The 24,320-nt window shown below is 59.3% G+C and carries 11 protein-coding genes; 5 read left to right on the top strand and 6 right to left on the bottom strand.

The window, feature by feature from the left end; all coding sequences use genetic code 11:
- Positions 1-31: 31 nt before the first annotated feature.
- From pglX to brxL, 3 genes are read left to right on the top strand one after another with little or no spacing between them, the layout of a single operon-like run.
- Positions 32-3,526 (top strand): BREX-1 system adenine-specific DNA-methyltransferase PglX, encoded by a 3,495-nt coding sequence (pglX, locus tag CH293_RS18615; protein ID WP_094721083.1) that lies wholly within the window; start codon positions 32-34, stop codon positions 3,524-3,526.
- A 44-nt stretch (positions 3,527-3,570) separates the two neighbouring features.
- Positions 3,571-6,075: a BREX-1 system phosphatase PglZ type A gene (gene pglZ / locus CH293_RS18610; protein ID WP_094721082.1), complete on the top strand. Its 2,505-nt coding sequence runs from the start codon at positions 3,571-3,573 to the stop codon at positions 6,073-6,075.
- Positions 6,075-8,219, top strand: coding sequence for a BREX system Lon protease-like protein BrxL (gene brxL, locus CH293_RS18605; RefSeq protein ID WP_094721081.1), 2,145 nt, complete (start codon positions 6,075-6,077; stop codon positions 8,217-8,219). Before pglZ ends, brxL begins: the two co-directional genes overlap by 1 nt.
- Before the next feature lie 58 nt (positions 8,220-8,277).
- Here brxL and CH293_RS18600 read toward each other — a convergent pair whose 3' ends face one another.
- The 3 genes from CH293_RS18600 to CH293_RS18595 are packed head-to-tail and all read right to left on the bottom strand — an operon-like array spanning position 8,278 to position 12,553.
- Entirely contained in the window at positions 8,278-8,898 is a 621-nt protein-coding gene (locus CH293_RS18600; protein WP_141217185.1) for a hypothetical protein, read from the bottom strand.
- Positions 8,895-10,040 carry a hypothetical protein gene (locus CH293_RS27935; RefSeq protein WP_141217184.1) on the bottom strand — a complete coding sequence of 382 codons (1,146 nt, stop codon included), beginning with the start codon at positions 10,038-10,040 and terminating at the stop codon, positions 8,895-8,897. Before CH293_RS27935 ends, CH293_RS18600 begins: the two co-directional genes overlap by 4 nt.
- Entirely contained in the window at positions 10,037-12,553 is a 2,517-nt protein-coding gene (locus CH293_RS18595) for a sensor histidine kinase (protein WP_094721079.1), read from the bottom strand. The genes CH293_RS27935 and CH293_RS18595 overlap by 4 nt, the downstream gene beginning before the upstream one ends.
- Positions 12,554-13,218: 665 nt before the next feature.
- Between CH293_RS18595 and CH293_RS27930 the strand changes: the two genes are divergently transcribed.
- Complete coding sequence (locus CH293_RS27930) at positions 13,219-14,628, top strand: class I SAM-dependent methyltransferase (RefSeq protein ID WP_141217183.1); 1,410 nt, start codon at positions 13,219-13,221, stop codon at positions 14,626-14,628.
- Positions 14,629-14,907: 279 nt separating this feature from the next.
- On the opposite strand, the gene CH293_RS18590 is transcribed toward CH293_RS27930, so the two are convergent.
- Both CH293_RS18590 and CH293_RS18585 read right to left on the bottom strand, forming a co-directional pair.
- The gene (locus tag CH293_RS18590; RefSeq protein ID WP_176460053.1) at positions 14,908-16,596 is read right to left on the bottom strand and encodes a DEAD/DEAH box helicase; all 1,689 of its coding nucleotides are present in this window, start codon (positions 16,594-16,596) and stop codon (positions 14,908-14,910) included.
- The gene (locus CH293_RS18585; protein WP_176460052.1) at positions 16,593-21,497 is read right to left on the bottom strand and encodes an AAA domain-containing protein; all 4,905 of its coding nucleotides are present in this window, start codon (positions 21,495-21,497) and stop codon (positions 16,593-16,595) included. Before CH293_RS18585 ends, CH293_RS18590 begins: the two co-directional genes overlap by 4 nt.
- Before the next feature lie 350 nt (positions 21,498-21,847).
- Between CH293_RS18585 and CH293_RS18580 the strand changes: the two genes are divergently transcribed.
- Positions 21,848-23,692, top strand: a complete 1,845-nt coding sequence (locus CH293_RS18580; protein ID WP_094721076.1) for a hypothetical protein — start codon at positions 21,848-21,850, stop codon at positions 23,690-23,692.
- Between the two features lie 14 nt (positions 23,693-23,706).
- Here CH293_RS18580 and CH293_RS18575 read toward each other — a convergent pair whose 3' ends face one another.
- The gene (locus CH293_RS18575; RefSeq protein WP_094721075.1) at positions 23,707-24,222 is read right to left on the bottom strand and encodes a hypothetical protein; all 516 of its coding nucleotides are present in this window, start codon (positions 24,220-24,222) and stop codon (positions 23,707-23,709) included.
- Between the last annotated feature and the right edge of the window lie 98 nt (positions 24,223-24,320).

Genomic DNA, 24,320 nt, shown 5'->3' with positions numbered 1-24,320 from the left:
TCTTCATACGACATAGGTTTAAGGACGCTACATGGATACCAAGCCGCTGGAAAGTTTCGCGAAGGCTGCTCGGCGTGAGCTAATCGTCGCGGTGGAGGCGCGGGTGTCGGCGGTGCTCGCCACCGGATCCGTTGCGCGGAGTGAGCGCGCGGACACGGTGCGCCTGCTTGAGGCGGACATCGCGGAGCATGGTCGTCGGCATGTGGTCGACAAGGTTGCCTACACCTGGTTCAATCGACTGATTGCGTTGCGTTTCATGGATGCCCGGGGCTACACCGCCGCCAGGGTCGTGTCGCCGGCATCGGGCCACGTTCACGGTCAGCCGGAGATCCTGGCCGATGCGAAACGCGGTGTCCTCGACTCGGAGGTCGTCACCAAGGCCGGTGCCCACGACGCCATATTGGGTCTACTGGACGGCAGCCGTCGTAGCACCGACGCCGAAGGTGAAGCGTATGCGCTGCTGCTCACCGAGTACTGCCGGCATTGGCACAAGGCGATGCCGTTCATGTTCGAAGCCGACGGTGCATACACCGAGCTGCTTGTGCCCGCGGGGCTGCTTGCCGATGGAGCGTTGTTGTCTCGTGCTCGCGAGGTGCTCACCGCGGAGGTCTGCGACGACGTCGAGGTGATCGGCTGGCTGTACCAGTTCTACATCTCCGAGCGGAAAGACGAGGTTTTCGCCGGGTTCAAGAAGAACAGGAAGGCCGGGGCCGACGAGATCCCCGCCGCCACTCAATTGTTCACCCCGCACTGGATTGTTCGGTACCTGCTGGAGAATTCGCTCGGCCGGCTGTGGACGCTCAACCGGCCGACCTCGCGCCTAGTCGAGCAGATGGACTACTACATCGCGCCGGTCGACGAGGAAACCGACTTCCTGACGGTGTCGGGGCCACAGGAGTTGACGGTGATCGACCCAGCCTGCGGATCGGGGCACATGCTCACCTACGCCTTCGACCTGCTGTACGCAATCTACGAGGAGGAGGGTTATGCGCCGTCGGAGATCCCTGGCCTGATCCTCACCCACAATCTTCACGGCACCGAGATCGATCCTCGTGCCGGGGCGCTTGCGGCGTTTGCGCTCACGATGAAGGCGCGTGCGAAGGATCGCCGCTTCTTCAGCCGTTCGGATGTTGATCCGAAAATCTGCGTTATCAAGCCGATCTCGTTCACGCCGGATGAGCTGGACTTGCTCGTCACTCAAGACGGAAACCGTGACGCTGAGGAGGCGTTCTGGAATCAGTTCCGAGACGCAGACACGGTCGGCTCGCTGATCAAACCGGACGCGGATGCGACCGGACAGGCTGCAGTGGTAGTAGACGGCCTGACGGACCTGGAAGGGACGCTGTACTACGACACCCTCCTCCGCGCGCGGAGCGCTGTTGAGCAGGCAGCGTTGTTGGGTCGCCAGTACTCGGTGGTGACAGCGAATCCTCCGTACATGGGTAGCAAGAACATGGACGCGCGACTGACAGAGTTTGCCAAGGACAATTTTCCGAACAGCAAGTCTGACTTGTTTTCGATATTCGTCGAACGATGCCTAGACTTTCTTCCCGTGGGCGGACACGCCGGATTGATGACGCCGTTCGTATGGATGTTTATTGCAAGTTACGAAGTGCTTCGAAAACGAATTATCAACGAAGAATCTATCACCACACTTGTGCAGCTCGAATATTCAGGTTTCGACGGAGCAACGGTACCAGTGTGCGCCTATGTTCTGCGGCGCGGCCGGTCCGATCGAATTGGCGCATTTGTTCGCCTCTCCGACTTCGTGGGGCCTGCGGTTCAGGGACCCAAAGCGCTCAAAATAATCCAGGCTGATCGCTTACTGCGTACTGGCAAGATGAGCGGCGGCATGGAACGTCACATGTACAGAATCGCGACGTCAGAATTCGCCAAAGTGCCCGGCACGCCGATCGCATACTGGCTCTCCAACGCCATGCGTGCCGCGTTCACGCAAGGACGCTTATTGAGGGAAGTGGCTGAACCGCGAAAGGGCATGGACACCGGCGACAACTCTAGGTTCCTTCGCGGGTGGTGGGAGGTGTCTAAACGAACGACATCACTGACTGAATTTCGAAGCGGTACCTGGAACCCTTACAACAAGGGTGGCGGATTTCGTAAATGGTATGGTTACCGGGAGTTTCTGGTGGATTGGCGCAACGACGGAAGTGGAATGCGAACCCGAAGCGGTAGCCGATATTTTGGACGATCGGGATGGACATGGGGCACGGTTACATCCGGTGGATTTTCGATACGGTATTCTCCAGAAGGTGCAGCATTCGACAATGGCGGCTGCACACTATTCTCGAATCACGACTTGACGGTTCCGGCTTTAATACTTAACTCGACGACCGCGGACGCAATCCTCGCCGCAATATCGCCTACGCTTAATTTTCAGCCAATCAATATTGGGGCTGTGCCGATCATCGAGTCGACCACAGTCGAATTTGCTGCAAGTCGATCGCTGCAGAATCTTGTTAGCGCGGCTCAAGCTGATTGGGACGATTTCGAAACTTCGTGGGACTTTACGACCCCGTCGTGGTTGCGAGGCATCGACGGCCAGGGTTCGTTCCGCCATCACTACAGCGTGTGGTCTTCCGACCAAGCGTGTGTTGCGCAGAATCAACAGGCCCACGAGACCGAAAACAACCGGGTTGTTGCCGACGCTTACGGTTTGCAGGACGAGGTCCCGGTTGACGTACCGCTCCATCGAGTCTCGCTAACCCGCAACGTCGAGTTCCGATACGGGCCGGGCAAGACAGGTGTCGAGTACGAGGCACTGGAGCGGGAGGATCTTGCCGAGGAGTTGATCTCATATGCGGTCGGCTGCATGTTCGGCCGTTACAGCCTTAACAAGCCGGGCCTGATCCTGGCCGATGAGGGGGCGACGCTTCAGGACTACCTCACGCAAGTTCTGTCGCCGACGTTCGTGCCCGACGCCGACAATGTGATCCCGTTCGTGGACGACGGTTGGTTCGAGGATGACATCGTCGAACGCTTTCGGCAGTTCCTGAAGGTTGCGTTCGGAACGGAGAATTTCGAGGAGAACCTGCGTTTCGTGGAGGAATCGCTGGCTGTCAAGACACTTCGCGACTACTTTATCACGAAATCGGGTCGGTCGAAGTTCTACGACGATCACGTGAAGCGCTACAAGAAGCGTCCGATCTACTGGATGTTCTCAAGCCCTAAGGGATCGTTCAATGCGCTGATCTACCTGCATCGCTACACCCCGTCGACGGTCTCGACTGTGCTCAACGAGTATCTGCGTGAGTACGAGAACAAGCTGCGGAAGGCCTTCGAACGGGCAAAGGTGGCGGCCGCAGGCGGGGCGTCGGCGAAGGATCAGAAGGAAGCCGACCGGCTGCGCAAGGTGCTGGCCGAGTTGCGTGACTACGAGCACAACGTCCTCTACCCGCTCGCCACGCAGCAGGTCGTGATCGACCTCGATGACGGTGTGAAGGTGAACTACCCGAAGTTCTACCCGGCAGTGAAGAAGATCGCCGGCATGGGGGCGAGCGATGCGTGACGTCAACACGGCGCGTCGCGCTGCAGCGACTGTGAGGACAACGAATGAGTAAGACCCCTACGGTCGCCGACCACATCGCTGCTCGTTTCGAGTCCAAGCGCATCGTTGTATGGCACGACCCCGACGGCGGCTATGCAACCGATCTCGACACGCTGGCACCGGATGACGTGACGGTGCTGCGCGTCGCCGACGACGAGTTCGCGATCAAGCATCGGGTGTTGCGCGCAGAGCAGGCAGCGAAGTTCCTGATCTACCGATCCGGCACTGTGCCCGAGGGCGTCGGGAACTGGCTCCTCGACATCGAGCTGGCCTACGGCCCGGTGTTTACCGCCGACCGTGGTGCGCTGATGCGGTCCGACCTCGGTCTCACGGCTCCGAGCTCCGAGGACTTGATCGCCCGGTGCTCATCCTTCTTCGGTAACGCGAAGCTGGTGACGAGCCTCAAAACAATGCCGCTGATCGGCGACGACTTGACCGCGGTGCAGGCCCAAATGTGTGCTGTACTTCTAAACCAAAAGGAGCATAGCTTCTCTGAGGTCACCCGCACGCTGTTGATCCAGCACGCCGAAGGCCACACCACCGGATTCGATGCACTCACGTCGCACGGCCTTGCGGACTTCTACTGGGCCGGCGCCTCCGGCATCTACGGGTTCACGTCGCCGACGCCGACTATGGCGGGGTTGGTGCTGTGGATGTTTCAGCGTGCCATGGAGGGATTCGACGTCAGCGAGTCGAACAAGGTGCGGAACCTGGCGCTCGACTTCCGGGGTTTCCGCGACTCCAAGCGCAGCAGCGCGGCAATGAAGTCGCTGGCTCGGACTGCCGAACACAACCTCGCCTATATCGACAAGGTCGGTGAGATTACTTGGGAGACACTGAAGGAAACGGACCTCTTCGACGCCAGCGAGCGTGAAGTGATCCGGCGTCTGGTCGAAGGGATTATTGCGAAGACGATGTCGTACCGCGACATTGCCGACGCAATCAGCGCCAGGCGCCGTGACAGCTTCTGGTTCGACGACTACGCAACCCTGTATCAGGGGCTCAGCGCGGCAGCCGAGCTGATTCCGGCGATCCGAAACGCCGCGCTTCACGTCAACAGCTTTGACGAGGGTCTGACGCGGTACCGCGACAAGTGGTTCCGCATCGACCAGCGCTACCGCCAGTTCACTCAGGCCTACCTGACGGCTGAATACAAGCAGCCGATCCAGGCATTGGCCGAACTCGTCGAGAAGGCCTACGTCACCGACTTTCTCGCCCCCCTAGGGGTGGCGTGGCAGCAGCAAATCGACACGGTCACGCAGTGGCGCACCGTCGGCCTAACCTCGCAAACGTCGTTCTACAACCACTACGTCGCCCCAACCCTCACGGGCCGTAAGAAGGCCGTCGTGATCGTCTCCGACGCACTCCGCTACGAGGTGGCCGACGAACTGAGTACCAGGATCCGCGGGGAGAACAAATTCTCCGCCTCAATCGGAGCCGTGCTCGGAGTGCTGCCGTCGTACACGCAACTCGGGATGGCGGCACTGCTGCCGCACACCACGTTGGCACATTCAGTAGAAGGCGATCCGGTGCTGGTCGACGGGCAGAAGTCCGACGGCACCGCGAACCGGAGCAGGATTCTAAGCGCGGTCGGAGGCACAGCAGTCCAGGCCAAAGATTTCCTTGAGATGAGGCCGGCCGACCGCCGTGACCTGTATTCGTCGAATCAGGTGCTGTACGTCTACCACGACACAATCGATGCGACCGGCGACAAAGCCGTCTCCGAGCACAGAACATTTACCGCAGCAGCAGACGCAATCCGCGAGCTTATCGACATCATCAAGAAGCTCGCGAGCGCGAACGCTACGAACATCGTTGTCACAGCCGATCACGGGTTCCTATACCAGCGTTCGAAGCTGGCCGAGCAGTTCAACCTAACGGTAAAACCGCAGGGCGAACAGATCGTGAAGTCTAAGCGCCGCTACGTACTCGGGCGAGGCTTAAAGAGGGATGCTGCGTTCACCACTTTCCAACCCAACCAAGTGGGCTTGTCGAGCGATCTAGAAGTGCAGGTCCCGAACTCGATCCAACGAATCGTGCAGCCCGGAGCCGGATACCAGTTCGTGCACGGCGGTGCGTCGCTGCAGGAGATCGTGGTGCCGGTGATCCAGATCAACAAGAGCCGCAGCGACACGGTGGAGCCGGTGAACGTTGACATCCACCCCGAGTCGGACCGGATTACGACCGGGCAGATCGTCGTTAAGCTGTACCAATCGGCCAAGGTGGAGCCACACAAGCCCGCGCGGCGCCTGCGTGCCGGCCTCTACTTGGGTGAAACACTGATCTCCGACGAGCAGGAGATGACCTTCGACTCAAGCAGCGACGCGGGACGTGACCGTTTCCAAAGCATCACACTGCTTCTCACTAAGGCGGCGGACGAAGCCAACAACCACAGCGTCGAGTTCCGGCTCTCAGAGCCCATCGAAAGCACCGACCAGTGGAAGAACTACAAGAGCGCGCCATACACGATAAAACGCGCCTTCGCCAGCGACGACGGATGGGATTTCTGATGGGCGACCAGATCGACCTGACCGAGGCGGCCCTCATCGAGCAGACATCCGACGAGGGCCCCGCGGATGCCGCGGCGGAGCCGACTGCGTTGGACCGCAAGATCAACGCGCACTTCCCGGGAGCGGTGGTGCGCAAGGATCTCGTGAAGGCCGTCAAAGGCAACGCGATTGTGCCGTCGTACGTGTTGGAGTACTTGCTCGGGCAGTTCGCAGCGACGGACGATGAGGCCACGATCCAGGAGGGCATCGAGAAGGTGCGCCGGATCCTCGCCGAACACTACGTGCACCGCAACGAGTCGGAATTGGTGAAGTCGAAGATCCGCGAGAAGGGCCGCTTCCGGATCATCGACAGGGTCAGCGTGACGCTCAACGAAAAGGAAGACGTCTATCAGGCGTCGTTCGCGAACCTTGGCATCAACGGGGTGCTCGTGGACTCGAGCACAGTGACCGCGAACCAGAAGCTTCTGGTGGGCGGCGTGTGGTGCCTGTGCGACATTGAGTACTTCCATAGTGACGACTCCCGCGTGGTCCCCTGGATTCTGGGTAGATTGCAGCCGATTCAGATGTCGAGTTTCGACTACGCCGGATACCTTGACGGACGGGGCGAGTTCACCACTGAAGAGTGGATCGATTTGCTTATACAGTCGATCGGCTTCAACCCAGAACTGTTCGGGCGGCGGGCGAAGCTGCTTCAGCTAACCCGATTAATACCGTTCGTTGAACGAAATTACAATCTCGTTGAATTAGGCCCGAAGGGCACGGGCAAATCGCACATTTACTCGGAGTTTTCGCCGCACGGGATGCTGATCTCCGGCGGCGAGATCACCGCGCCAAAGCTGTTTGTGAACAACGCCAATGGGAAGATCGGCCTCGTTGGTTACTGGGATGTCGTCGCGTTCGACGAATTCGCTGGCAAGAAGAAGCGTACCGACAAGGCCCTGGTCGACATTATGAAGAACTACATGGCAAACAAGTCCTTCTCCCGCGGTGTCGAGACGCTCGGCGCGGAAGCGTCAATGGTATTCGTGGGCAACACTTCCCACACTGTGCCGTATATGCTAAAGCACTCTGACCTATTCGACGAGCTCCCCGAGAGCTATCACGACTCTGCTTACCTCGACAGGCTGCACTTTTACATCCCCGGCTGGGAAGTCGACACCATCCGCAGTGAAATGTTCTCCAGCGGATACGGTTTCGTCGTCGACTACATTGCGGAAGTCCTCAAATCGATGCGGGACCTCGACTACTCCGACCGCTACCAACAACACTTCACACTTGGCTCGGATATTTCTACCCGCGACCGTGACGGTATCCACAAGACGTTTTCCGGCCTGATGAAGCTTCTCTACCCGCACGAGAAAGCCACTCCTGAAGAAATCGAAGAGATTCTTCGCTTCGCGATCGAGGGCCGCAAGCGCGTCAAGGATCAAATCGTGCGCTTAGACGACACGATGGCCGAGGTTAGGTTCGGGTACCAGTCGCTCACGGGCGACTGGACCCATGTCACCACCCTGGAGGAAGACGAGTACCCCGACTACTATCATCGGGGTCGGCCCGGCGCTTTGACCGATAGTTCGACGCTTTCAGATTCGATCGACCTCACGCCCGCTGCGCCCGACGCAGAGGCACCGACCATCACAACCCCCGCCGTGGAGCTGTTCCAGGGGCATCGTGATTTTGTTGAGAATCAACGTGGAATTTCCTACGAAACCCTTTTCATGCCATATCTGCGGGGCGCTACAGAGATCGAGCTGCACGACCCGTACATAAGAATGAGCCACCAGGGGCGGAACCTTGTCGAGTTACTCGCGCTTATCGCCTCAGCAAAGGACCCTGCCGACGAGGTGACTTTCAAGCTCTTCACAGTTCTCGAAAACGATCCCGACCATCAAAAGAAACAGCTCCAGATGCTTGGTCAGATCATTCAAGGGGCCGCCCAACAGGGCATCAAGCTTGACGTAGCTAAGGATCCCGGTGGTCACGATCGTTGGATTCATACCGACAACGGTTGGCGGATCAACCTTGGCCGCGGACTCGACATCTTCCAGAAACAAGATGGCGGCTGGTTTGACTTCGGCGGCACACGTCAGGAGTTCCGCCAGGTCAGAGCTTTTGGAGTGACCTACATCCGAGAAACAAGGTGACAGCGAGCAAATCAGACTGTTCAAGAAATAGACCTACCGGCAATCAATACGAACAGCGTCAGAACCCATCTGGAACGTGCAAACTCACGAGATTTAACGCCGTGATATTGTGCACACCTGGGTAAAGATTCCTCTCTTGCAGCCCGAGTAGAACCTCGGCGGCCTCCTCGGCAAGTAAATTTCCGTCGGCGATCTCCGCCGCCATCAGAGTCGCAAATACCGCAGTGGAGAGTTTGTATTCGTTCTTGGCTACATTCAAAGCCGCATTATCGTTTGTGAAAACAATTTTATCGTGGCCTGCAGATGCAAGCAGGATTACATCGATCTCACCATCGTGCCCACTAGTCTTGGCTTCGCGGCATTGAGCCGATGCGCTGCGCAATTCCTCTGCAATGATCAGTTCGCGTACGGCTTTGCGGTCCACCCCACTAAAAGCGTGTGAACCCTGACTCAGCAAAAGGGATCGCATCCCCTTGCTGAGTACCGATTTCGCAGCTAAGGCGAGAAAATCATTCTTTATAGAGATGTTTTCCAACTCACTTAGAACCACCTTCGGAACGATCACTCGTTTCTTAAGTCGCCGCCAGAACACGTCACGTCCATACTCCTTCGGCGCGGCACCAACACAAAGCAGAGGACCAGTATCAGCAACGATTGAGGAAAGGTCTGATTTAATCACTGTCGCAGAAACCCCGCTCTTGGTGCAAGAAGATCCTCCAGGTTGTCTTCTTCCATTGCTGATTTTAAACCCCATGCTGGATCGGCATAAGGTGGCCATCCGTCAGGGGCAAGGCGTAGGCAATCGGATCGACTGAAGATCGTATCGGACTCAAAATAGTTTCGGTCTATAGTGACAACTGGATCGAATATCCCGTGAGATGTAAAGTGCGTGTCTTTCTGCGCAATCAGATCGCCATTTGTCGCCGGGTCGCTAAAGTCGCCATCTGAGGAGAGGCTTGACAGCATCTGCAGAACGCCGGATCGCCAGAACCTTCGTCGTTGCATTTCGTGTAGTGGACCGGTGTATACGCTGGCACGTAGGCTGTGAGCAACAGAGCTGTCAGAGTATTTCATCGCTGCGCGCAGACTCTCTGGTGTAACGCCAATCTGTGCGGCCACGTGAATATCGCTTATAAGAAATGTCGGGAACGGCAGAATCCTGAGAACAAGCCATCTCAACCAGGACAACCCGTGAGCGGTTGTTCTTGCTACCTCGCGCGGTGGTCGGCATTGCTCAATCTGTCTTGTCGCTAAACCCGAGGAACTGATATTGCCTATTCCGAGCCAAAGGGAACCGGTGTTCCGCGGAGCGCTCTCGCTCCAATGTGAAGGGAACTCGTTGAGAGCTATGGCGAGGGCCTGGATTTGAGTTAAAGGACGCACCGCGGACATTTCCGCGTTTGCTTGCTTGGAGACTACCCATTCCAGATCGTGCTGTGCAGCAATCAAGGGCTCCCTGATTGCCTGTGGCAATCCCCTAGTTAGTTGAGTCAACTCGCCGGATCTGAGGGCGATACCCAGGGGGCGGCTCCTACCAATGTCTTCGCTGGCAGAACGGAGCACTGCAGAAAGGGCCAGTCCGTCGCGTGGGACAACAGAGAGCGGTAACTCTTCCGGTAGTCGAAGATCTTCGTCAATACTGACATCTTCTAGGTCAAAGTACTGGTCGACTGCAAGTAGTGTGGCTCGCTTCAGGTGATGCTCTTCTACCTCCAGCGGGTGCAAGTAACTGGCATCTAAACCGTTTTGCTGTAGTTCTTCAACAGCTGCAGACTGTTCCATGTCGTCGATCAGATAAATCACTGGCGTGGACTTATTCAAGAATTTCCCTTTCCAGACTGAGATTGGCGACTCAAGCTTTTTCGAGCAATTCCCGGGCGAGGATCAGGTATTACAACCTCGACTGCGGTTGCGAATCCTGAGTTTGGCTCAACGAAGTTTGCAGAGCCGTCGTAGTCAGCAGCCAAGCTCCGTACGATAGGAAGGCCCAAGCCCATCCCTTGGCCCAGCACGATATCGACTGATACAGTGCTTGATTCAAACGGCCGAAAGTATCTGGCCCAGTCTTTTCGAGGGACTTCTACCCCTGAATTCTCGACGCGTAAATGCATCGCCATTTCCTTGTCCAGGAAGGCGGTAACTCGAATTTTTCCAGAGTCGCCGGCAAACTTGACCGCATTCGTAAGCAGATTTATAAGAAGTATTGATGCCTCGGCCGGGAAAATAGGCGGTGAGGTCAAAGCCACGTCGACCAGATTCTCTACGGATTGCTGGCGCTCGGTGATTCTGGGTAAAAGGAGCCTTATAGCGGACTCAACGCGATCGTGAACCAGGAGCCGACGCCGGCGGCGGCGAGAATCTGGTCCAACAACATCGGTTAAGTAGCTCATCTGGCGCGTCAACGACTGAACAAGGTCATCCGACGAGTCTCTAGCAGCTTTTAAGGTCCTTCTTCCTTCCCTCGATTTGACTTCTCCTGAGTCAGCCAATTTTCCAAGTATTGACCGAAGCGACTGAGACTGCCCAAGTAGGCCGTTGATTTCATGCACGAAGGCGGTAAATTGGGTCCCAACCCCAGCCAAAGTGCGTAAAGTCAATTGCTCGTCCCGAACATCAGCCAGGTCGATTTGAAGTGCCCGTAGATTGTTCGTTAAAATGTCTAACTTCGGATGCGTGTTAGGTTCCGCAAATTCCGCCCGGAGCTCACTTATTATTTCGATAAGCTCTAACAATGTTGAGTCGATCCGCCGAAATATTGCACTCGAGGTGTGATCGTGCTCGTCCGAGTCTACCGTTTCAGGACCAGGCATACCAGGTTGTTCGTTAGTCGGAGACGGAGGGGGCAGCTCTACGTCATCATTTTGATCGGGATTACAGTCATCCTCATTCTGAGGCCGCTCGTTTTCCTGCCGCCAGTTTTCCTGCCGCTCGTTCGCCTGGCGATTGGATTCACGCTCGGCCGCATCAATTCTTTTCTTTAAAGCTGCACGCACTCGCACACTTAGATCAACGCCCGTACGGACTACAGTTCTTATACTCTCAAAGTAATCGTCAGGTATGAACCCCTCCCGGTTGACCAGTGGTTGCAATTCTGGAGCGCCTCTCTCCGTCAGCATCACTGCGCCGTAGTAAGCACGATTGCCAAGCTGCGAAAAGCCCTCGTTCTTAATCACCGGCAGAGCATCAGGGGATACGTCGGTCTCGAATTCTCGAGGTCGCCGAGCATAATCTAGATCCAGCCTGAGCCAGTCATCGCCCGGAGATCCGTACGGCAAAACACGGAACCCCTCAAGGTAAACCCTGATTCCTGACTCCGCGCCCGAGAAACGCGCTAGCTCGCTCTGACGTCGGCCAACCGAACCAGGTGACACTAGAATGCGGCAGTGGAAAGAAGGCCCGGCTGCGCCTTCAGGGTGCGGGCCTTCGAAATCGTACCGTCGGGCCCACGCGGGCTTGGCCGGCGCAGCTAAGCTTTTTCGATACTTGACTGTCGGTAAAATGCAGTACCTGACAAGCTCAGGAGTTGCGTCAATCTCGATGATCCAGGAGGTCCTTGCCGAAAGCGTCGGCCAGAGGTCGTCACCTCCTTCGAACTGGCCAGTTAGATCGAGCTTGAAGCCTGGGTCGTTAGGACCATGCTCCCGCGATTGCGGAACGTCGAATAATAGTCGTTCGGTTGTTACAGACTTCGGCAGTCGTTCCACGAAGATGCCGGCGGGTCGACAGGCTCGAATTTCTCTAATGAAGGGACCGAGGCGGCGCGGCGCCCACAGGTCGGTCACTTCGGACATCACGAGCGTTGTACCGCGTCGGGCTGATGATCTAATTGGTACCCGCTCGGCGGTAAGAGAGTCACCCAGATCGTTCAAATCACTATGGTTTTCCATCTCGTCCCAAGCGAGCGTGGCTTTGACACCGGTAGGACTGTCGCTCTCGAGACCGCGAATCGCTTCGGAACGTGGGACGCTGTCGATGTCAAGACGCCCCGCAAGTTTCTGCGCTGCCAGCCGTCCGATTCCCTTGGCTCCGGTGTAGCGCCTCTTGAAGCGCGGCGAGAGCCGCTCACCCTCTTTGTCGCGGCCAGCAATACGTAGAAACGCGTGTTGGAATCGTTCAAACGTCATGCCGTTTCCATCATCGCTGACGGTAAGCAGAGCGTCAGTAGATGAATCTAGCCCCTCTGCATGGACGGTAACTACGCTGGCGTCGGCATCGTACGCGTTTTTTATGAGCTCCAGTAGAGCCGTCGAATCCCGACCGACCAACAGGGCTCCCAACTCGCGGAGCAAGTGTGTATCGACAGAAAACGAGAGTGACTCGCGCTTGGTACTCACTCAAACGCAACTTCGGCGTTGGCAGGCGATGAGCGGCATAGGCTAAGCGTAGCTGCCTCGGCACTGCTCCGGTCCGATCGGTCGGACTCAGCTCAGATGTACTGGTCTGCCGGCCCACGACGATCGGTGCCCGCGGATGTCCACAAACCATTCTTTCGATCGCGGGCAGCAACCCGTTTCACGTCTTCTGAAACACCAAAGCCGGTTCATCGGAGCTAGTGACGCATCCGGTGCAGGGCGCTGGCGCCTGCATGGTCGCGACGTCAGACTACGCGGGTAAACTCCGAGCTTGGTACATCGAAAGGCGGGCTCGACGCGTGCAGCACTGGTTTGATCCAGCCAAGAATTGGCTAGAGTCCATCGAGGTGGCACCTCTGAGTACGAGCCTAGTGCCCGGGGCTTCACTAGCCGAGAGACATTTGCTTGCTGGCCTCGGCAGTCTGACGGGCGCTCTCACCGAAATCGATCAAAAGCTGCTCCCCAAGGAGGTCGCCTGTTGGCTTGAGACGCGTCCTGCTCCGCCCCGTAATTTGGTCGATTTGGTCGATCATGCTCTAAGCCTGGACGCGAACCAAGCCTCAGCCGAAATGTACTCGCGAATAGTGAGATCGGTTCGGCGTCGGAGGCTCGGTACCTTCTTCACGCCTGATCTTCAGGTGAAGCATATGATCGGAATTTGGCAGCGAACGCAACGCACCCCTGAAAGCGTGATCGACATCGGCGCGGGAGTAGGAGTTTTCTCGGCACTTGCTTCTGATTACTGGCCTAGAGCGCAAGTACACTCCATCGATGTCAATCCTGTCACGCTAGGGCTGATGGGAGTGCACATTGCGAGATCCAGAGGACTAGCCGACCCCCTGACGGATGACGAAGGTATCAGACTTATACTAAGTGACTATACAACCTGGCTTGAGGAAGGGTCGGACGAGCTGGGTGGAACACGCCTCTTTTTGGGAAATCCTCCGTACACCCGATCCCAGCTTATTTCGCCAACAGATCGACCGCGCCTCGCAGAGGCGGCGCAGGGATTGTGTGGGCGACGCGCGAGTCTTTCCAGTTTTATTACCGCAATGACGGTACTAAAACTGCGGCCAAGCGACGGGCTCTGCTTGCTACTACCCGCGCAATGGCTAGAATCCGACTACGCGTTGTCGCTGCGTGATGCCATTTGGGGGCTACGCAGCCGTCGAGTGGAGTTGCATCTGGTTGACTCTTGGAAATTTGCAGACGCATCGGTCGATGCGGTGGCACTGATGATTGGAGCCGACGGGCAGGGTCAGACTTCATTCTCCGTCTCCCGATGGGGAAGTGATTTGCCACGTCCCATATCTCGAGTTGGACCAGCGCCTGCTAACTGGAGGCGGCTTTTTTATTCGTTTGAGGGAGCAACTGAGGTTGCGCATCCCACGCAATCTGTATCGAAACGACTTGTGTTAGGCGATTTTGTCGATGTGCGCAGGGGCACAGCTACTGGGGCAAATGCGTTTTTCATCGTCGATGAACAACTGGTCAGGGATAGAGGCCTGCCCTCTAGAGCTCTCAGTCGAGTTGTTCGGCATCTGACGAATGCTACACAAACCATAACCATGAAGAACTTTTGCCGATTGGAAAAGGATGGAGACAGGTATATCTTGCTAGCCACTGCCCGCGATAGGGCGGATTCGCAGGCTCTAGATATATACCTAAAAGAGGGTGAGAGCGAAGGGCTCGACGGTCGGTTGCTATGTTCGCGGAGGAAGGTTTGGTTCGATCTTCATCACGATGTTTCTATTCCGGACGTAATAATTTCATCAATGACCAAGGGAAATTTTAAGATAGCTGTAAACGCCTGCGAAGCTGCAATTACAAATAATCTATTTGGCTGGAAGTGGAAAGACGAGGTACCGGTAAAAGTAAGAATTCGTATACTGTCTTGGCTTCGATCCGACGATGGACAAATCGCTTTGCGCCGAACAGCACGCCAGCAAAGCGATCACCTTTTTCAGCTTAGCCCGTCCGCACTTAAAGGACTAGTAGTCCCTCACTCGGTGCGCAGCGGTGCAGTTAGCTACACCTTAAGCGGTATAAAAAGGTAATGCTCTTATTGCAGTGAACAGTCTTGGTGAATGCCGATACAACCAGCCGTCAGCACCGTCAACGCCACGGTCCTCTCAAATGATGTCGATACCAGCGAAACATCGAGCTAGTCACTTGTTGCAGGATGCCTCAGCCGAGAAGATTTTTCATTTTAGAGCAAGCAGAGAACTGGCCGATAAGGTGCGAAACGGACTCTTGCCGACCTGACCACTGCACTAAAACTGGGACCGTAGCGAGAGCGAACACTGCCAGGGAGGTTATATTCGTTTGAGGTGGCTTTAAAATGCCAGAACCGCGCTCAGGGATCTGCCCGCCTCCCTCTCCAACGACTTCAACCCCCGCTTTTCGAGGCTTTCGATGAGCATCCGCTTGAGATTCATCTCCGCCGCCACCTGGGACAACGTCCGCGGCTTCGCCCCGTCGATCCCGTATCGCCGGATCAACACCGACGCCTCCCTCACATCGATCGCAGCCATGCACCGCAGAATCCCATCCAACTGATCGGGCGTCCCGTACTGCGCCTCCGACAGAACCTCCTTCACCGTCTTCGTCCTCGCCGCAGACACCGTCGTCGGCACCATCTTCGACTGCGGAATCACAATCGGCTCGATCGGCGTCAGCTCCACCGGAGGCTTCGGCAGAATCGGCGCCGACTGATCCAACCAACTCGCCAACACCGCACCCGCATCAGCCAGCTCGACGTCCACGACCTCCTCCGCCACACCCGTCAGCTCATCCAGAAACGCCTCATGCGCACCCAGCGACGGATCCTCGTTCGTCCCCGCCACATACATGATCACGAACGCCGCAGGCCGACCATCAGGCTTGAGCCGCAGAATCCGCCCCATCCGCTGAATCATCTGGCGCTTCGACGAACTGCTTGCGATGATCACCCCGACATCCACCGCCGGCACATCGATTCCCTCATCCAGCACCCGCGGCGCCACTAGAGACGTCAACTCACCACTACGGAACTGCTTCAGGATCCGAGTCCGACCCACCCGATCCAGATGACTCGAATACTGATGCGCCGCCACCCCACCGGCCTTGAGCACCTTTGCACCCTGCGCCGCGGAATCCTTCGTCTCTGAGAACACGATCGCACGCTCCGACTTCGCAAGGCCCGGCGTGATCGCCGCCAACGCCTGCAATTTGCCCTCACAGTCCGCCAACAACGCCCGCCGCTTACTGAACGCCGACAGATACCGGCTCGCCACCCGGCTCGCCGGCAGATGCCGCTCCTTGCTCAGATCCACCACGTTCTTCATGAACTCACCGAACGGCTCAGCAGCACAGCCATAGTCGTACATCAGCGTGTTACGCAGAGACTTCGCCTTCTCGTCCAGGTCCTGGAACTTCGACGCCTCCTCCGCGGAGAACGGCACCGCCACCGTCATCACCCGCACCGGCGCCAGGATCCCGTCACGCCTCCCCCGCGCCGCATCGCAGCCCTTGACCAGGTTCTCGAAGTACGGCATCAGATGCGTGTCGACACCGTCGTCCTGACGCTCCAACGTCGCCGTCAACCCGAGCCGCTCCTCGAACCGATTGATCAGCACCTTCGCAAACGAACCAGCCCCGTAGCGATGCACCTCGTCGGCCACGAGCAGTGCACCGGTGCGCGGCATCGGCGCACCAGGCCGGATCGCCGACTGAATCGTCGTGATCAACACGTCGTACTGACGGAACGTGTCGTTGTGCCCGTTCCCCCGCCGCCCGATCCGCACACTCGGCAACGCCTTCGCCATCGCCGTGTACCACTGCTCGAGCAGATCGATACTCGGCACCACCACCAATACCTGACGACCACGACTCACCGAATCCAGCGTCGCCGCCAAACCCACATGTGTCTTCCCGGTACCGGTGACTGCCTCGACGATCGCGCGATAGCCCGACGACACCCAGGCGTCGAACGCTTCCTTCTGCCAGTCCCGCAAACCCTCGGACCGGTTCACCACCTGTGTCATAGCGTCAACCCCTGCGGCCGCACCCATTCCTCCACACCATCGCGCTTACGTCTGACCAGCTTTCGAGTCACCACCAGGTCAGCCAACAACTGATCCGCCTTCGTCCCCGACAACCCCGTCACCCTCTGACACCGCTCCAACGTCAACGGCGCAGTCGGCCGAGCCGCCGCCACCGCGATCTCACGAGCACCTGCCCACGACGCAACCGGTAGCGCATCCAACTCGGCTTGCAATGAACGACTTCCGGACACTACGGCCGGCTCACTCGAAACACCCGATGTACGACGCTTGCGCGGCATAACGTCCGGCGTCGGAGCCGGCGGTCTTTTCTTCGACGCCCTCAGCGCATCGTCGCGAGACGTGATCTCCGCGAGTGCTTCCTGGACGGCCTCGGGTGTGACTTCACAGTCCTCGACGGTCTGGGCGACGGAGAACTTGTTGCGCTTCTGCGAATACCGAATGGCCGCAATGAGGTCCTCGCGCGGCATCGTCCGAGCCGTTTTCGGTTCGGGCTCGACGGGAGCCTCGTCCTCGGCGTACTCGAAGTGGTCCTCGGGTTCGTCCAGGTCCTCGGGCTCGTCGGTTGTCTCGATGACCTCGGGCAACGGCGCAAGATCGACATCGACTGTCCGCGACGGCGCCGGCTCTTCGCCGATCGCGAGCTCGATCACCTCGTCGTCGGCATCGGCATCGTCGGCGTCACGGACAAGCTCGATCGGCGACCACAATGACGTCCCGGCACCCTCGACGACCACCGCCACCTCGTCGGGCAGGACGCCCACCGAGTCCAGGATCTCGGTGATGGTGTCGAGCACCCGCTCACGGTCGAGGGCGAAGTCCGACGCCCGCACACGATGGAACACCCATCCGCTGCGGCGCAGTTCGAACTCGCGCTCCATACGGTCCATGAGCTCGTAGGCGTCGACCTCGGTGTCGTCGTCGCATTCGATCGCCACGCGCACCGCAGCACCGGTGACGACGAGATCGATCGTCATCTCGTTGACGTCGACACGGGGGTTGACGTGATACCCACGCTCACGCAGCGCGAGGAAGACCTGCTGCTCGAAGAGCGATCCGAAGTCCGGATGCGGACTGTCCGCCGAGACCGACGACGGCATCGCGGGCACCGGAACCGTCGGCGACGCTTCGACGTAGGACAGCAGCGACCGTCGTAGATCCGTCGCCGACAGACTGTCGGCCGTGACGGAGTGGAACAGCCACAGCTGGTCCCGCGCACGCGAGGCCGCAACGTTGAACCGGCGCTTGAAGAGGTCGGCGGTCATTGCGTTCGACGACGAGCCGGGTGCGACGACCATCGACAGAAACATTACGTCGCGCTCGTCGCCCTGGAAGTCGGGCGGGGTGCCGACGCGGATGCGTCGCTCGTCGATCTGCTCGGACGGAACGCGCTCGAACAGCAGCGACCGAATCAGGTCCGCCTGCGCAGCACTTTGCAGCACTGCGACGCCGAAGGTCTTGTCGACGTAGTCCGGTTCTGCGAGACAGACAACGAGCTGGTCGACGAGTGCCTGCGCCTCGGCCGGATTCGTCAACCTGGTGCTCGAGCCGGCCGTGGTGGCGTCGTCGACGAAGGTACTGCGCAGCGGTGCAAGCCGATCCGCTCCGAACTGCCGCACGGGCACGAGCGGCATGTCCCTGTAGAACTGCGTCGACGACCACTCGATGATTTCCGGCATGGATCGGTAGTGCTCGCGCATGCGGACGATGTCGCCGAACCGGGCACGCAGCAACGTGAACAGACTCGACTTGGGAGTGAGCATCATGCGGGTGCTGACCGGGACGTCCGAGAGCAGGTCGTCGAGCCGTTCCAACACCGACTGCAGCGTGTAGTTCTTGATGCCCGGAGGGGCGCACTGCTTGTCGTCGCCGACGAGGATGATCTTCGGCGCCAGCCACATCAGCAGCAGGCTGGTGACCTCGGACTGGCTGGCCTCGTCGACGATGACGACGTCGAACGCGTTCTGCTGCGGCGGAATCGACGACAGCACTTGCGCCATAGGCATGACCCACGCAGGCACCACCGTCTGCGCATCCTGCATCGCCGCACGAGCTGCGACGCGATACCGCTGCGCGAGGCTGCTGGTGCCGAGCCCTGCGTTCGACATGTTTTCCTGATAGGCGCGTAGGGCGGTGACCTCTCGATTGGTCATGCGCTGCAAGCATTCCTGCCACGCCTGCTCGGCGGCGAGTTTGGCCGTGAGTGAGGAGATTTCCGCGTCGAGGGCGTCGAGATCGTCGTCCAGGTTGTCGTTCTCGTCGGGCTGCTGGCGACTCTCCGCCCACTGCTTGGTCCATCGCCACGTCCATGCTTTGCCGAATGTGGTTGCCCGTGAGGCCCGGTCGGCGGCGCTATCCTCGGCCACTGCGCGGGCGAGGCTCGGTGCCTGCTCGGTGAGAACATCGAGGAGCCCAGCGTTCGCGACGGGCTGCAGCTCGCTCGCGAGTCGCTCGTAGGTGTCGGCGTCGGCCGATCGCAGGGCGGCGACCAGGTAGTCGGAGTTCGGTACCTCTCGGGCCAGGCGGTCTGCAACGTCGTCGAGCGACGCGCGTGCCGCAGAGGCGTCGGAGCCATCGGTGAGACCGGTGATCTCGTCGGCGAGGGCGAGCGCGTCGGCGAGGGTTGTCACCTGCGGCACCGCAGGCACGACGGCACCCAACGCTGCGACGAGCTCGTCGCGAGCGATCACAACGCTGCCAGTGGCGACGACCTGATTCCAGACCGTGCCGAGGGTGTCGACGCGCAGGCGGCGGCCGTCGACGCCGGTACTGGGTAGTTCGATATCAATCGTGCGCAACAGGTTTGCCGCATCCTCGACGGCGACGAGTGACCGCAGGTGTTCGGCGACCAACCGCAGTCCAGTTGCGTCCGTTGGGTCGACGCCGTCGACACTGGCTCGCGCGTCTAGCTGATCCACCGCCCGACGTGCGTCGGGACCTGCCTGACCGGTCTCGTGGAGCCGCGCCAACCCGTCGAACGCATTGAGTGCCTGACGCGAGGTGACGGCCGTCGTGACCTCATGCGACCCGACGGACGCGTCGGCGCTGACGGCGACGGATAGCATCGCCGAGACGGTCTGGGCGCGGGACCAGGCGGGTCCGAGCGAGCCGGCGAGGATGCCGTCGGCGAGAGTTCGATAGGCCGGGCCGAAGCTCTCGACGGCCCGCGCACGATCGGCGAGGGCCTGCGCGGACGGGCGGATGTAGTGAAGCTGAGTCTGATCGACGTCGTCGAGGGCTGGGAGCAGCCTGGGTGAGCTGTGGGCCCGTGCGCACAGCGCGCGCACGTCGTCGATCGACGGCACGGCCGGATTCGGTCCAACGCCCCGAAACAGCGACGCGAACGCTGCGTCGTTGAAGGGCGGGTGCTCGGCGTGCAGCGGGCCGGGGATCCAGCCCAGGTCCGGCTGTTGCGTGTTGAGTCTGCCGACGATCGTCGCGAGCGTGCCCGAGTAGGTGGGCGACGGCGTGTGGATCTCGGCTTCGGACGATCGGGCAACGCGCATCTGCTCTTTGAGCTTGTGGCGTTGTTCCTTGGCGCTGTAGCGCTTGTTTTCGAGTGCTTTGATCGTCTTGGCGGACTCGGCGGCGTCGAATACGGCTTTGCGGTTCGCGATGGTCGAGACGCTTTGGTCGAGCTCGGCCGATCCCCCACGCGCCATATCGGTGACGGAGACGCAGAGGTCCTGCAGCTCGGCAGGCAACTTGTCCTTGAGGACGCGCAGCGCCTGTGCCTTTTCGCTGGTCACGAGGATGCGCTGACCTTGAGCCATCAACGCGGACATGAGGTTTGCGATGGTGTGGGTCTTGCCGGTGCCGGGAGGGCCTTCGACGACGACGCCGGTGTCGTTCATGACGCGGTTGTAGATGCCGGCCTGGGCGCGATTCGCGGGCAGCGGGAACAGAGGCTCGGCACTGGGTGTGTCGCTGATGTTGTCGCCGAGCCAGTCTGCGCGTGCGCTCTCGTCGTGGCCCTCCACGAGGTGCGAGAGCCCGACAGGCACAGGCGCACCGTTGTCCAGCGCTGCGAGCATGGCGTCGTAGTAGGACACGAGCGCGTAGGAACCACGCTTACGCAGAACGAGGGCGGGCGACATACGCAGGGTGTCTGCGGTGGAGCCGATCGGCTTCTCGTGATCGGCGATGATGGTCAGCGGTTGCGTCAACGCCGAGGTGGCCCACTGGCCGAGCAACCGCGGAATGTCCGACGACAGCGACGAGGAGACAAGCTCGGACAGGCTGCGATGCAGGGATTTCGAGCCCACGCGGTCGAAGCCCTTCAGATCCAGCAGGACCTGCACGTCTTCGAGGCGGGGCGTGCTGGCGGGTGCGACGGTGACCAGTAGATCTCCCGTCGACTCCTCGCGGGTGATGCTGGCCTGCTGGGTGATGAGGTGTGTGGCGATCTGCTGGTCACCGACAGTGGCGTTCAAGTACCCGGAGGCGATGACGAGTTCGAAGGCCTCGGGCTGGGTGCCGAGGTCGTGGAGCATGAGGTCGACGGATCGGAAGAGCTCGGCGAACGGGCGACGTGTGGCGTCTTCGACAGCCCAGCCGGTCCACCCTCGAAGCCACTCGTGGGCCTCGGCGGGTGCGTGGGCTTTGACGGTGGGCGGGGTGGTGGTCTCGTCGATCCACGGCTCGAGTTCCGCAGGAAGGCCCGGTGGCTGCTCGATGCTGGTGCGGGGAATGCGAACCGCAACGTCACCGGGTGCAACATCGGTATTGACATCGAGTGGGCGCGCATCGTCGAACAGCCACTCGACCCGGGCGTCGACGCCGTACTCTCGAATCGGCTTCGACTGGGCACCCACCGTCTCGCGCAGGAACTCCAGCAAACGGCGTACCCGTCCGCGGAGCTCACTGTCATCCACTGCCGACATCAGACCCTCACATTTCACCCTTACTTGAACAGGACTCAACTTATAGGGAGTGGGTGACAAACTCTCCGATGCCCTACAACCGCCGCATCCACGCAAACCATTGGGGTGTCGGCGAAAACACCGCCTCATCAGCATGTTTCTGCCAAACAGCTACGGGATTGATACCGAGCGGCTTGCGCAGTCAGTTATTAATTCATTCACGTGAATGAAATATGGGTTTCGACCAGGACTCACGTCGGGAGCCGACACATCCCCAACACTGAAGTCGCGGAGCATATGACAATGTCGGGCATAGTGGGGCACCGAGGCGTGCCGCGCCGAATCCATCGCCGCAGAGGAGCGCCGGACGAATGAGGGTTGTCTTTCTGCATGGTCTCGGAGACGGGGATCCCGAACGCGGCTGGCTTGACGGCCTCAACAGCGGACTCGCGAAGGCTGGTCATCCCTCAATCGATCCGCACAGCATCATCGCCCCTCGATATCGCTCGCTGCTCGAGACCTTTGGGATTTCGGCGAAGCTACCGCCGGTGACGTACAAGTCCAAGGATGACCTCGACGCCCGCCTCGCATTCGAGCGTCGCCAAGCTGCAGTTCAGAGGTTTCTAGGGTACGAGTCCGGGGTCGGGACGTTCGGCTTCGCCCGGGTTCCGGACGCACCTGTTGCGTTCGTCCAGCAGGCCGCTATCAAAGCTATGCCCCTATTCGATCTCCCCCATGTCAAGCGGTACATGCAGAACGAAGGTCTCCGCGGAGCGATTCTGAAGAATGTTCTGGACGACCTTCCTGCCACCGGTGAGATCATCCTCATCGCGCACAGCCTCGGTAGTGTCGTGGCGATCGATTTGCTAGACAACCTGCACCCGGGCTTGCACGTCCGGCGGTTCGTGACCATCGGCAGCCCTGCCAGTGCGAAAGCACTTCATGCCGGAAGCGACCGTCTGCTGAAACGTTTTCCGTACAAGCGGGTAGATGATTGGTCCAACTTCCTCGACACTGGTGACAAAGTGACCGCCGGTCGTGGGTTGGCGGCGACGTTTCAAGGCGCACAGGATTTCACTGTCGATATCGGGGGCAGCCACGAGTCGAAGAAGTATTTGAGTCATGCCTCGATTGCGAAACTCATTGCACAGACCTTGTATCCGATCAACTCCGTTGCGGTGCGTGGCGGGGGCCTCGCCGTCCGCCTGACCGACAACGAAGCCGCAATTCTGCTTACCCTGCACTTCGCTCACGCTGTTCAGCGTCACATCAAAGACGAGGACGCCGCAGTGCGCTATTCGAGCGCCTTGACCGCCCAGCAGGACGAAGTCGTCGCCCAAGTCGAGATGGACTCGGGTACACGCGGCGCCGGGATGGCCCAGGAGCTCGTCGAACTCGCCCGCGGAGATCTCCCACGACTTCCTCATCGGTGGTCGCTACACGATGCCGTGTCCGAACTCGTCGTTCTCTCTCACACCAACCTTGTCGAGCCCTACGAGATCAACGTCGACCGCGCACCTAAAGAGGCACTGCCGGACATCGCCGTCGCATTGGGTTTTCAGCGGTCGACAGGTATAAAGATCGGCAACGCAATCGAAGAGGTTCAAACTCACGTCGGGCGCAAGGGCGGCCTACCTTGGGGCCGTGTGCTCACCGCAGCGGCGGGCGTGGCGATCATAGCTGCGGGGCCTGTCGGACTTGCCTTGGCGGCGCCTGTGGGCGTATTCGGCGCGGCTGCACTGACTAGCGGACTCGCTGCGCTCGGACCCGGCGGAATGGTGGGCGGATTGGCAATGCTGGGCGGACTGGCAGGCACCGGTGCGGCAGTTGCAACCTCGGCTGCAACCTTCAGTGGAGGACCAGTCGAGCCCGTAGCCGACTCCAACGCTCTCGTTTTGAGGGTGGCCGTGGAGTATGCACGTAAATCACTCGATCTGGAGTACGACGAAAGCCTCTGGTACAGCATCACCGAACTGGAGTCCCAACTCTCGGCACGCATCAATCGGCTCGCCGTGTACAGCGATCCCAAGTCTCCCAAGCTGGAAACCCTCAGAGTCGGCCAGCGTACAGTGGCTCTACTCATGGCGTTCATGCTCGACAAGAACCTTGGGCCATCCGAACTCGTATCCGCAGAAGCAGACACGAATCGTGCCGTCGAAAAGGAATCGCGAACGATGGAGGAGAACGCCCGTAAGGCTGCATGGAACCGTGACTGAGCTATGCGAGCGGATCAGCCTGGTACGGCAGGCATCACAACCAGCGAACCGTCCTTTTTTCGCGCGATTTCGATCGCGACATCGTCACGGTGATCGCGTTTCGAAATTTTGTCGCCCAGTGCACGAACACTTCGAGACGTTCGGAGGATAGTGTCTACCTCACTCGATTTGAATACGAAGTCACGCACGCCGTGGGAGCGATCGACCTCCAGTTTGGACAGGCGAAGTAGCACGTCGCTCAGTCGATTCTGTAGCAAGTCCACTCGTTTACTGCTCTCCCTCAGTGCGCCGCTGAACCGTTCGAACGCGTTGCCAGGGTTCAACTGAGCGTGCTCGATCGCTTGCACCACCGCCAGACGCTTGTGTAGCTCAAATGCCAACTTCGCGAGATCGACGTGTGAGTGGAATTCACCATGATGCTCACCAATACCGGGGAACGCCTTCTGTAGATGCCCTGCTTCAGCTCGCCTTTTCGTGAAGGCCCGCAGCCGCGACTCCCATTTCTGAATTCGCGCTTCGGTATTGGCCATGGCAGGTCCCCGATAGTCGGACCACCGCGTTCTAGAGCCACGGTGTGATTGATTTCAGTCGATCTCGCAGCCGTCCACCGGTTGGTGGGTGTGGGTGC

Source organism: Rhodococcus sp. 14-2470-1b (assembly GCF_002259415.1).
In the GTDB taxonomy this organism is placed as follows: domain Bacteria; phylum Actinomycetota; class Actinomycetes; order Mycobacteriales; family Mycobacteriaceae; genus Rhodococcoides.
The sequence above is the reverse complement of the archived record's forward strand: the minus strand, read 5'-3'. Positions and strand labels throughout refer to the sequence as shown.

Coding starts and splice junctions, on each gene's coding strand:
- pglX (WP_094721083.1), top strand. CDS start 32: ATGGATACCAAGCCGCTGGAAAGTTTCGCGAAGGCTGCTCGGCGTGAG.
- pglZ (WP_094721082.1), top strand. CDS start 3,571: ATGAGTAAGACCCCTACGGTCGCCGACCACATCGCTGCTCGTTTCGAG.
- brxL (WP_094721081.1), top strand. CDS start 6,075: ATGGGCGACCAGATCGACCTGACCGAGGCGGCCCTCATCGAGCAGACA.
- CH293_RS27930 (WP_141217183.1), top strand. CDS start 13,219: ATGATCGGAATTTGGCAGCGAACGCAACGCACCCCTGAAAGCGTGATC.
- CH293_RS18590 (WP_176460053.1), bottom strand. CDS start 16,596: ATGACACAGGTGGTGAACCGGTCCGAGGGTTTGCGGGACTGGCAGAAG.
- CH293_RS18585 (WP_176460052.1), bottom strand. CDS start 21,497: ATGTCGGCAGTGGATGACAGTGAGCTCCGCGGACGGGTACGCCGTTTG.
- CH293_RS18580 (WP_094721076.1), top strand. CDS start 21,848: ATGAGGGTTGTCTTTCTGCATGGTCTCGGAGACGGGGATCCCGAACGC.
- CH293_RS18575 (WP_094721075.1), bottom strand. CDS start 24,222: ATGGCCAATACCGAAGCGCGAATTCAGAAATGGGAGTCGCGGCTGCGG.